Raw genomic sequence first — 10,424 nt, 5'->3', positions numbered from 1 at the left:
CTACTTAAAAAGTGGGGGCGCGATACAGGTCATAGGTCTGGCGGATCATCAACGCGGCGCTGAAGCGCTCGCGGACGATGCTGCGCCCTTCGCTGCCAAGGTCGAGCAACCGCGGCTTCTGGATTTTCTTCAGTACATCGGCCAGCGCCTGGTGGTCGCCGCTGGGAAAGACGTAGCCGGACACCTCGTTGGTGACCAGTTCGGGCAGTGACGTACAGTTGCTGGCAATCACCGGCAAGCCCATGGCCATGCCTTCGAGCGGCACCATGGCAAAGCCTTCCCAGCGGCTCGGGACGATCAGCGCATCGGCTTTGCGGTACAGCGCCTGGACTTCACTCGGTGTCACCCACGGCAGGTATTCAACCCCTTCCATCGGCGGACACTCGACCGAATCCTCGTTCACGGCGCTGCCAACCACCGTCAGTTTCAGATCACTGCGCTGGACTTTGGCGAAAGCCTTGAGCAACACGTCGAAGCCTTTCTGATAATCGAGGCGGCCGACAAAGAGCAGATGAATCGGCTCGGGATTGCTGGCTTTCGGCGCTTCATCCTTGTGATGAATGCCGTTGTAGATCAGCTTCATGCGCTTGCGCTCAATGCCGAACCGCGCGGCCTTGTCGAGCTCGTACTGGCTGACGCAGATGATCACGTCGGTGACCTTCTGCAATACCCGCTCGATCCACGCGTAGGCTTTCTGCTTGGTCGGCGAGCTTTCCATCAGGAACGAAAAGGCATGGGGGCAATAGACGATCTTCGGCTTGCGCCAAGGTCGCAACAGCACGCACACACAACGCCCGATGACGCCGGAGAAGGTGCTATGCAAATGCACGACATCGGGTTTTTCCTTGAACATCACCTGGGTCAGTCGCCAGGCGAAGCGCAGCAACGACGGCACATTGCGTCCGGTCCGGGCGAAGGTGCGGATCTGTTGCCCGGCAATCCCGTGCAGTTCCTTTTCCTGATCCTGCGGGACCAGATAGACCAGCTCATAGCTTGCCGCGTCGCCTTCGGGCGAAGCCGAAATCGTGCGGATCACCGTCGCGACGCCACCTTTGATCGTCTCTGCCACGTGCAGTATTTTTTTCACAACTCACCCACTTCAAACATGAAAGGACAATCGCTGACACTCAGGATTTGTCGGACGCGTATTCGTAGTTGTAATAGCCGTAGCTACCGTTACCGTAGTAACTGGCCGCACGCTTCTCGACGCCGTTGAACACCGCGCCCTTCAACTCGATGCCGTTCTGGGCGAATCGACGAATCGTCAGTTCGATCTCTTTGGCCGGGTTCACCCCGAAGCGCGTGACAATCAGGCTGATCCCCGCGTCACGACCGACAATCGCCGCATCCGTCACCGCCAGCAGCGGTGGCGTGTCGATGATCACCACGTCATACAGCTCACTGAGTTGCGCCAGCAGCTCACGAAAATTGACGTGCATCAGCAGTTCTGAAGGATTGGGCGGGACCTGCCCGCGACTGATGAAATGCAGGTTGTCGACTTCGACTTTATTGATCGCCTGCTCGATGCTGCAGCGCTTGACCAACAGGTCCGACAAGCCATTGGTGATCGGTGTGTTCAGCGTCTTGTGCAGATGGCCTTTGCGCATGTCGGCATCGATCAGCACCACCCGCTGTCCGCTCTGCGCCATGACTGCCGCGAGGTTGGAAGAAACGAAGGTTTTGCCGACCTGCGGGCTCGGGCCGGAAATCATGATCCGGTTGTTGGTCGAATCCAGCCCGGCAAAGTGCAGACAGGTGCGCAGACTGCGGATCGACTCGATGGACAGGTCCGTCGGGTTACGCAGGGCCAACAGGTACGCCGGCTTGTCCGCGCCGTCCCGGGCGCGACCTTTTTTGCTGTCCTCTTCCTGTTGCAAGGCGCTGTAGGGAATCGATGCGTACACCGGCAAACCGAGTTGCTCGATGGCTTCCGGCCCTTCCAGCCCACGACTCAGGGATTTGCGCAGCAACACCAGCGCTACCCCGAAAAACGCACCGAGGAAGGTTGCAATCAGCACGATCAAGGCTTTTTTCGGTTTGACCGGGCTGGTCAGGTCGACATCTGCGGGGTCGACCAATCGCACGTTGCCCACGGCCCCCGCCCGGACGATGTCCAGCTCCTGGGATTTATTCAGCAGTTGCGTGTAGATCTGCGACGCCACTTCCACGTCGCGGGTCAGGTTCAGCAGTTCCTGTTGCGTGGCAGGCAGGTCCTGGGCCTTGCCCTCCAGCGCCTTCTGCTGCTGGGTCAATTCGCCGATCTGGGTCATCAACGCGCGGTACGCCGGATGCTGTTTGGTGAACTTGCGATCCATCTCCGCCTGTTGCATTTTCAGTTCGGAGATACGGGTGTCCAGACTGACGACCTGTTCCAGCACCGATTGGGTTTCGAGGGAAATGTTGACCGTCTTGCCACGGGTTTGATAACCATTGAGTGCATCGCTGGCCTTGGCCAGGTCGCGTTTGACCTGCGGCAGTTGGCCTTGCAGGAACTCCAGGCTCTGCGCCGCTTCCGCCGACGTGCGTTGCACGTTCTGCTGCACATACAACGAAGCGATTTTATTGAGGATTTTCACCGCCTCGGCCGCGTCGCTGCTGGCCAGGGCCAAACGGATGATCCCCGACTCCTTGCCTTGCTCGGAAATATCCAGCGCATCCTGGTAACTCTGGATGGTCACGATCCGTGGATTGCGCACTACTTCGAAACGGGTGCCAGGGTTTGCCGAGAGTTGAGCGATCAACCCCTCTACATCGTCCTGTTTGAACGCTTCGCCTGCGACGCCTTCGGCCAGCAAGTTGTCGTTTTCATCGAACAACTGGAATCGATGCTGCTCGCCAGCGACCAGCGTGAGCTTCTTGCCCAGCAGTTCTTTCGGCAGATTGAGCCGGTTGATCTCCAGACGCTCACCGCCCCAGGCGTAGCTGTTCAGGCCCAAGCGCGGCGCCGCGACACTGAACTCGGTCTCGCCGCGATAACGTCGGGCGAGGAAGCCGCCAATGACCGGGAAGGTGTTGGGGGTGACGTCGATATCAAGGCGAAGATCATCGACCGTTTTGCCGATCACCGCGCGGGACTTGATGATGCCGATTTCGGTCACCGACGGCGATTGCCCGCCGAGCATGCTGTTGAGATCGGAGAACCCGAGCATGTCGTTCTTCTTCGGCTCGACCTGCACCAGCGCGTTCGCCAGGTACACGGGAGTCGCCAAAACCGCATAGGCAACGCCGGTCGCCATGAAGGCACCGGTGAGCGCGCCGATCAACCATTTCTGGTCGACCAAACTGCCAAATATGCCGAGAAGATCAATGCTGTCTTGATCGTTGTCACGGGTGCCGATTACTGACGGTAACTGCATAAGTCTGTTCTTACCATTCACTGATCTGAAGAATATTCATCAATGTCCGAGGCGCTGCGCCCATGAGCTAACAGCATCTTCAATCAATGCATGGGCATGAATAAAAGCGGCCTTTCCTTGACGATACGGATCCTGTATTTCTCGCTCGCTCTGCCACTTGCCGAGCAGAAACACTTTGCCCCTGGCATGAGAGGCAATCTTCAGTACTTGTTTTACATGCTCTTTTTCCATGACCAGAATCAGGTCTGATTCATTGACGATGTCCGGTGTAATTTGCCGCGCCTTAAACCCTTGGGCGTTGTGCCCGTGGTCTTCCAGAACCTGGAGGGCCGACGGTTCCATGGCCTCGCCAACCCGTGCGGCAAGGCCCGCCGAGGTGACCGAGATCGCTGAAGGGGCCAGCGCGTTACGCAGCAAAGTTTCTGCTGTCGGACTTCGGCAGATATTGCCCACGCAGACGACAAGGATCTTTCTGAACAAGGTTACTTTCCCGTGTAATATCAATATGCCAACATTTCGAGTGGGCTTAGTGAACCCAAAAGACCTTGCGGCACTGAGAAATAGATTCGCCCTGTTAATACAAGTGCATTAAGTACCACAGCCCCCAAAAGCCACCCAACCAGAATTACCGGACCAAAAATAACTGTGATTTTCCGGAACTAACTACCTGACAAAAAATAACATTCGCGCACTTGGCACCCTCGCGAGCATCCAAATGAAAGTAACGAATCAATCATTGGAAAATGTCATTACCCGCCAGGAGTGCAGGCATGAAATCAGCACGTCTCAAACGGCTCACCGCTTCAACCCTGTTAATGCTGGGTGCAGCCAGCCAGGTTGACGCCAGCGACTTGTTCCCCCTGCTTGCCGCCAACAAAACCATCGGTGTCCAGGTGAAGATCCAGACCTTCTCCCCCACCGACGCCGAGCAAATCAAGGCCGCTGGCTTCGGATTCGTGCGCTTTGGCGTGTGGACCAACAGCCTGGGCGGCGCTGCGTATCAAAAGCAGATCAGCGATGCCTTCGCCGCGGCCAAGTCCGCCGACCTGCCGGTACTGATGACCGTACGCTCGACCAAGGCGCTGACCTCCGCGCCCGACAACACCAGCGAACTCGTCGCTGCCGGCGAATCGTTCGCCAGTTCGGTGAAAGGGCTGGAGCAGTCATACGGCGCACAGCTCGTCGCGATTGAAATATGGAACGAACCGGACCTGGCGAAGTACTGGCCAACCCGAAATCTCGACACGACCTTTGTTCCGTTCATGAGCGCCCTGTGCAAGTCGCTGCAGGAACAACCACAATCGACGCCGCTGATCGGTTTTGGCTTCGCCCGGGCACCGAGTGCCGGCACGACGTCAGCATTGGCGCTGAAAAAAATCGTCAGTGAATACCCCCAGTGCCTGAGTGCGATCTCTTATCACCCCTACGGCATGTCGGGCGCACAGATCAGCAAGACCCAGGCGTTTATTCAGCAAAACTTCCATCTACCGGGGGTCATCAGTGAATGGGGCGTTCCTTCGCTCAGTTCCAACGGCGGGATCGAAGCGCAGGCCAGCAAAATCAGCACCTTCATCGCCGACGTCAAGAAGCTCGACATCCCGCTGACATCGATTTACGAGTGGAAAAACAGTGAAACGGGCAGCAATGACCGAGAGCGAAATTTCGGTTTCCTGACCTCCGACGGTCAAGCGAAACCAGCAAAAATGGCAGCCTCTACCCAGCTGAATCCGCAGTAGGAGGTACGTCCACGGGGTGCTGACGGTCAGTTGCCTGGAACCTGTGCCGCGTTTCGGCATCGTATTGATCAATACCGGGCCCGCCTTTCAAACAACTGTATTCCGGTTGTTGCCGCAGGGGCCGTCGATACACGTACACGCCCTTGAGTGGCTGTCAGCGCTCGGGTAATGTCATCAGACCCATAGGACAGAGCACGCCCATGACTTCCAAGCTGGAACAACTCAAACAAATGACTACCGTCGTTGCCGATACCGGCGACTTCGAAGCTATCGCTCGCGTTAAACCCGTGGACGCCACCACCAACCCTTCCCTGCTGCTCAAGGCCGCGGCCATTCCTGCGTATGCCGAGCTGCTGAACGCCTGCGTCCATGACTGCAAGGGCGATGTGGGACTGGCCAGCGACCGTTTTGGCGTGGCCGTGGGGCAAGAAATCCTGAAAGTGATCCCGGGCCGCATTTCCACCGAAGTGGATGCGCGCCTGTCGTTCGACACCGATGCCATGCTCAAGCGGGCGCATCGCCTGATCGAGCTGTACGACAAGGCCGGCATTGGCCGCGACCGCGTGCTGATCAAGATCGCCTCCACCTGGGAAGGCATCCGCGCTGCCGAGATCCTGGAGAAGGAAGGCATCCAGACCAACCTGACCCTGCTGTTCTCCTTCGCCCAGGCCGCCGCCTGCGCCGACGCCGGGGTGTTCCTGATTTCGCCGTTCGTGGGCCGTATCTACGACTGGTACAAGAAAGCCAACGGCAACGACTACACCGGCGCGGATGATCCGGGCGTGCAGTCGGTGACGCGCATCTACAACTACTACAAGGCCAATGACTACAAGACCGTGGTCATGGGGGCGAGCTTCCGCAACCTGGGGCAGATCGAGCAACTGGCCGGCTGCGACCGCCTGACCATCAGCCCGGACCTGATCGACAAGCTGGCCGCGGATACCGGCAAGCTGGAGCGCAAACTGGTGCCAGGCCATGCCGGTGAAGCGCGCCTGAGCCTCAACGAATCGCAGTTCCGCTGGTTGTCCAACGAAGATGCGATGGCGACCGAGAAACTGGCTGAAGGCATTCGTCAGTTTGCGCGGGACCAGGAGAAGCTCGAGGCGTTGTTGCAAGCCAAGCTGTGATCTGAGCGGGTGTAATGCAAAAAGGGCGAACCCTCACAGGTTCGCCCTTTTTTGTGAGCGCACTCACAGGGATTATGGGTTGAAATCGATTCGTGCGTTCAGTGCAAAACCAATGTGGGAGCGGGCTTGCTCGCGAAGGCGGCCTCGCATTCAACATCGCGGTGAACGGACTGACGCTTTCGTGGGCAAGCCCGCTCCCACAGGAGATTGAAGTTGGAATTGGAGTTTTGTGGGCCAGGCTGACCCACATCACTTCAGGAAATCAGTGACGCTCCAGCGCATTCACCAGGTCATGAAAAGCTTCACGATTGGTGTCGTTCAGCCCCATGAGGATCTTGTGCGCTTCAAGCACCTTGATCCGCACCACTTCTTCGGACTGATCCTGGTCTGGCAGGTCGTCCAGGCATTCCGGGCACGGCACTGGCTTGTCAACGATGTTGAACACCTGCTCGAAGCCCATGGACTGCAACAGACGCGTGATGTCTTCGTGGGTGGTGACGACGGTCGGCAGCAGGCCGACCTTCTGCCGCGACAGGATCGACAGCTTGGCCAGCAGGCCAAGGGTGGTGCTGTCGATGCTGCGGGTTTCGGTCAGATCGATCACGATCGTGTTGAAATTCAACGCGCTGAAGATCCGCTCAATAGTCGCATCCAACGCCGAACACAGGGTCAGGCGAACTTCACCGACGAACTTCAGGACGAAGGTGCCATCCTGCTCGGCGAACTGGATTCTACCGGTACTCATCAAAGATTCCTGCTCAACACCAACAGGGCGATATCATCCGGCATCTCCCCTAGCGTGGCCAATCCAAAAACCTGCCGCAACCCATCCAGGGTGCCGCCCGCAGCCTTGACCCGTTGGGGCAACGCCGCCTCTTTTTCTTTGAGTGTGGGTTCTGGCAAAAGGTCCAGAATGCCATCAGACATCAGCGTGAGGCTGAACGTCGGTGGCAGTTCCAGCACGTGGTCTTCGTAGGTGGCTTCGTTGAAGAGGCCCACCGGCAGGCCACGCCCTTCCAGATAACGAACACTGTCTGGCGTGTACAACACTGGCAACGGCAGATGACCGCCGATGCTATAGGTCAACAAACCGGTCTCCTCGTCGATGACTCCACCGACCATTGTGACGTGTTTACCCAGCTTACAACTGATCAGGCCCCGGTTGATATGACCAAGAACCTCTGAAGGCTTGAATTCCGGCAAGGTGCCGCTGCGCTTGGACTCGAACAGCAAGCGCGTGGTCATGAACTTCAACAGCACGGTGACGAAGGCTGAAGAGGCGCCATGACCGGAAACGTCCGCCAGGTAAAAGGCGACCCGGCGCTCGTCGACCCGGAAGTAATCGACGAAATCACCCGACAGGTACAGCGACGGGATGATCTGGTGAGCAAACTTGAACTCGTCAATGGTCCAGGGGCTGACCGGCAGCATGTTCATCTGCACCTGGCGACCGGCGTTCTGGTCCTCCTGGAGCAGGTTCAGGCTGGCTTCGAGTTCGCGGTTGGCCTTCTCCAGCTTCTCGCGGTAGCGCTGGTTCTCCAGCAGCAGGCGCGCACGATCCAGGGCCCGGCGCACAGAGTGCTCGAGCACAGCCAGATCTTCGAGAGGCTTGATCAGGTAGTCCGCCGCGCCCAGGCGCAGGGCTTCGACCGCGTCGTTCATCACGCCGGCACCCGACACCACGATCACCGGGGTTTGCGGTGACCGTTCGGTCACCTGGCGAATGAGTTCGAGTCCGCCCATCTGCGGCATGCGCAGATCGCAGATGACCAAGTCGGGCTTGTCTTGCTCGAATACCTGAAGACCCTGCTGACCATTGCTGGCCTGCAAGACGCTGAAACCACTGTCTTCCAAATAGGCGGCGAGGCTCGCGCGCACTACTTCGTCATCATCGATTATCAGCAGCGTGGCACTGGTTTTTGGCATGTGGGCAAACGGCGCCAGAATTAGGTTGGCGTAGCAGGCGGGGACTTTGGCCCGGCACTGACTACTGGATTCGCTTTCTAGCCTCTCTGTCGCACCGCTTTCGGGCATTTGCCCTACACACATGTTCACCAGAGGTGCCCTTCTAAGGCGCAGACGGTACTCCCATCCGCGGGGCGTTTCAAGCTCACGCCGATGGTCGCTTGACGTCTTTATTTGTCAAATCACCGAGAGTTATAAGAACAGGCAAATCCGTAACCCAATGGAAGGTTCGAACCCATGAGTCAAACCCCTCGTGACTACAGCAAAAAGCGCGATGACATCCCCATGCCGGTCTTCGCAGACAAAAAAGGCGGCCTGATGGCCGCCTTTTTCAGTTTATCGGTCGAGATTAGAAATCGTCTTCGACCTGACCGTCCTTGACCTTGAATTCACGGTTCTGCAAGTACGCATTACGGATGAAGGTGTACTTGTCGCCGGTGATCAGCTTCTCGCTCGACAGCAGGTTGGCACGGGTATCGACGATGTCCAGCGCGTAGAACGAGTTACGCACCGGAACGTCGTTTACGTAACGATAAGCACCGGTATAGCTGTCGACGTACTTGGACGGCGCATCACGCAGGGTGCTTGGCCCCAGCAGCGGCAGCATCAAGTAAGGACCGCTGCCGACACCCCAGTAACCCAGCGTCTGACCGAAGTCTTCGTCATTGCGCTGCAAACCCATCTTGGTGCCGACATCAATGACGCCCAGCAAACCGAAAGTGGTGTTGAAAATGATTCGTGCGGTATCAACGCCTGCGGCGCGAGGCTTGGCCTGCAGGATATCGTTGGCCAGGTTACGCACATCACCGATGTTCTGGAAGAAGTTGTGAACGCCGTCTTCGACAAACTGCGGCGCCACGTACTGGTAGCCCTGGGCCAGGGGCTTGAGCGCGTAGGTGTCGATCACGTCGTTGAATTTGTAAATCGGGCGGTTGACGCTTTCCCAAGGATCATCCTCCGTGGCTGCCTGGGCAACGAACGGAACCAGCATCACACTGGCGCATACACAAATCCTGGCTAGATGATTGCTCCAGCGCATAGAAAAAAACTCCTTGGTTTGTACCGGCTCGGGCACTTGGCCCAGGCAATAAGTTGCCAAGTATAAGACGTAAACGCCGTTTAACGCACTTTGCACGAGATCCACACAAACACAATCGTGCCAAGTGTGAGCGATTCACATCCTTGTCATTGAACTGTCACCGTCGCCCACTAGCCTTCAGGCTATTTCAGGGACGTCCACATGCCGCTCGCCGAAGCCTTGCCCCAAACCGCACCCAGCCTGACCGCCGTACTGTTCGGCCTCAGTGGCTGCCTGGTGGATTTCGGCGCGCACACGCATAGGCACGGCAGCCACTCGGCCGAACACGCCGAGGCCACTCCCGGCGCACTGGATAGCCTGCGCAGCTTGCAGCGCCAGCAGATCCCCTGCGCCTGGCTCGATGAACTGCCCCCTGCCCTCAGCCAATCCCTGGCCGCTGCGCTGCCGGAATGGATCAAACCTTCGCAACATCCAGCAACAAACAACCCATGGCCCGCCCCGAATGCCTGCTGGCAAGCCTTGATGACCCTGAACGTCGAGCGACTCGACGGCTGCGTACTGGTGAGCGGCGAACCCCGCTTGCTGCAAGCGGGGCTCAATGCCGGGTTGTGGACCATCGGCCTGGCCTCCTGCGGCTCGCTGTGCGGCCTGGCGCCCGAGCAATGGCAAGCCTTATCCCCGCAGGAACGCGACATCAAACGCGCCAAGGCGACGATGCAACTGTTCGGCCTGGGCGTTCATTCGGTGATCGATCATCTCGGTGAACTCGACACCTGCCTGGCGGATATCAGCTTGCGTCGGCTCAAGGGCGAAAAGCCCTGATCGAGATCATGCACGTTGGGCGCGAGTGGATTAATCTAAAGGTCAGCCATCGACCTTTGGCCTGCTGCCATGGTCTATGCCAGTGCCTATCGATTAAAGAAGGAAGAACGCCATGCCTGCCCGCGAACTGCAAGAACAGCTCAATGCCCTGCGCGAGCAATTGGAACAGAATCCTCCATTGTCTGAAGCCGAACGCGCCGAGCTACACGAACTGATGCAACAGATCGAGTTGAAGCTTGAGCTCGAAACCAAAACCCAGGATTCCAGCCTCGCCGATGGCGTCAACCTGGCCGTGGAACGCTTCGAACTCGAACACCCTACCCTTGCTGGCACCTTGCGCAACATCGGGCAGGCCTTGGCCAACATGGGGATCTGAACC

At 58.0% G+C, this 10,424-nt stretch carries 10 protein-coding genes; 4 read left to right on the top strand and 6 right to left on the bottom strand.

From position 1 onward, the window contains the following. Positions 1–4: 4 nt before the first annotated feature. Genes ACMDB8_RS08800 through ACMDB8_RS08790 form a run of 3 tightly spaced genes read right to left on the bottom strand, consistent with a single transcriptional unit; the run spans position 5 to position 3,836 of the window. A complete protein-coding gene (locus ACMDB8_RS08800; protein WP_223542352.1) occupies positions 5–1,087 on the bottom strand; it encodes a glycosyltransferase in 1,083 nt (360 codons plus the stop codon). 40 nt (positions 1,088–1,127) lie between these two features. Continuing rightward, positions 1,128–3,356, bottom strand: a complete 2,229-nt coding sequence (locus tag ACMDB8_RS08795; RefSeq protein WP_409078434.1) for a polysaccharide biosynthesis tyrosine autokinase — start codon at positions 3,354–3,356, stop codon at positions 1,128–1,130. 39 nt (positions 3,357–3,395) lie between these two features. Then, positions 3,396–3,836: a low molecular weight protein-tyrosine-phosphatase gene (locus ACMDB8_RS08790; RefSeq protein WP_056722037.1), complete on the bottom strand. Its 441-nt coding sequence runs from the start codon at positions 3,834–3,836 to the stop codon at positions 3,396–3,398. 290 nt (positions 3,837–4,126) lie between these two features. On the opposite strand from ACMDB8_RS08790, the gene ACMDB8_RS08785 reads away from it, so the two are divergent. Then, positions 4,127–5,092 (top strand): hypothetical protein, encoded by a 966-nt coding sequence (locus tag ACMDB8_RS08785; RefSeq protein WP_056722035.1) that lies wholly within the window; start codon positions 4,127–4,129, stop codon positions 5,090–5,092. A gap of 200 nt (positions 5,093–5,292) precedes the next feature. Continuing rightward, positions 5,293–6,219: a transaldolase gene (gene tal, locus ACMDB8_RS08780; RefSeq protein WP_056722034.1), complete on the top strand. Its 927-nt coding sequence runs from the start codon at positions 5,293–5,295 to the stop codon at positions 6,217–6,219. Between the two features lie 262 nt (positions 6,220–6,481). On the opposite strand, the gene rssC is transcribed toward tal, so the two are convergent. The 3 genes from rssC to ACMDB8_RS08765 form a co-directional block, all read right to left on the bottom strand. Then, positions 6,482–6,964 (bottom strand): anti-sigma factor antagonist RssC, encoded by a 483-nt coding sequence (gene rssC, locus ACMDB8_RS08775; protein ID WP_046038063.1) that lies wholly within the window; start codon positions 6,962–6,964, stop codon positions 6,482–6,484. Beyond that, positions 6,964–8,145 carry a two-component system response regulator RssB gene (rssB, locus tag ACMDB8_RS08770; RefSeq protein WP_056722032.1) on the bottom strand — a complete coding sequence of 394 codons (1,182 nt, stop codon included), beginning with the start codon at positions 8,143–8,145 and terminating at the stop codon, positions 6,964–6,966. Before rssB ends, rssC begins: the two co-directional genes overlap by 1 nt. A gap of 388 nt (positions 8,146–8,533) precedes the next feature. Further along, positions 8,534–9,223 (bottom strand): MlaA family lipoprotein, encoded by a 690-nt coding sequence (locus tag ACMDB8_RS08765; RefSeq protein WP_056722030.1) that lies wholly within the window; start codon positions 9,221–9,223, stop codon positions 8,534–8,536. A 201-nt stretch (positions 9,224–9,424) separates the two neighbouring features. On the opposite strand from ACMDB8_RS08765, the gene ACMDB8_RS08760 reads away from it, so the two are divergent. Together ACMDB8_RS08760 and ACMDB8_RS08755 are read left to right on the top strand one after the other, a co-directional pair. Further along, entirely contained in the window at positions 9,425–10,045 is a 621-nt protein-coding gene (locus ACMDB8_RS08760) for a hypothetical protein (protein ID WP_056722029.1), read from the top strand. Positions 10,046–10,157: 112 nt separating this feature from the next. Then, a complete protein-coding gene (locus tag ACMDB8_RS08755) occupies positions 10,158–10,421 on the top strand; it encodes a DUF4404 family protein (RefSeq protein WP_008053327.1) in 264 nt (87 codons plus the stop codon). Positions 10,422–10,424: the final 3 nt, after the last annotated feature.

Origin of the sequence: Pseudomonas monachiensis (assembly GCF_047345015.1) — a bacterium.
GTDB lineage: Bacteria > Pseudomonadota > Gammaproteobacteria > Pseudomonadales > Pseudomonadaceae > Aquipseudomonas > Aquipseudomonas monachiensis.
The sequence above is the reverse complement of the archived record's forward strand: the minus strand, read 5'-3'. Positions and strand labels throughout refer to the sequence as shown.

Coding starts and splice junctions, on each gene's coding strand:
- ACMDB8_RS08795 (WP_409078434.1), bottom strand. CDS start 3,356: ATGCAGTTACCGTCAGTAATCGGCACCCGTGACAACGATCAAGACAGC.
- ACMDB8_RS08785 (WP_056722035.1), top strand. CDS start 4,127: ATGAAATCAGCACGTCTCAAACGGCTCACCGCTTCAACCCTGTTAATG.
- tal (WP_056722034.1), top strand. CDS start 5,293: ATGACTTCCAAGCTGGAACAACTCAAACAAATGACTACCGTCGTTGCC.
- rssC (WP_046038063.1), bottom strand. CDS start 6,964: ATGAGTACCGGTAGAATCCAGTTCGCCGAGCAGGATGGCACCTTCGTC.
- rssB (WP_056722032.1), bottom strand. CDS start 8,145: ATGCCAAAAACCAGTGCCACGCTGCTGATAATCGATGATGACGAAGTA.
- ACMDB8_RS08765 (WP_056722030.1), bottom strand. CDS start 9,223: ATGCGCTGGAGCAATCATCTAGCCAGGATTTGTGTATGCGCCAGTGTG.
- ACMDB8_RS08760 (WP_056722029.1), top strand. CDS start 9,425: ATGCCGCTCGCCGAAGCCTTGCCCCAAACCGCACCCAGCCTGACCGCC.
- ACMDB8_RS08755 (WP_008053327.1), top strand. CDS start 10,158: ATGCCTGCCCGCGAACTGCAAGAACAGCTCAATGCCCTGCGCGAGCAA.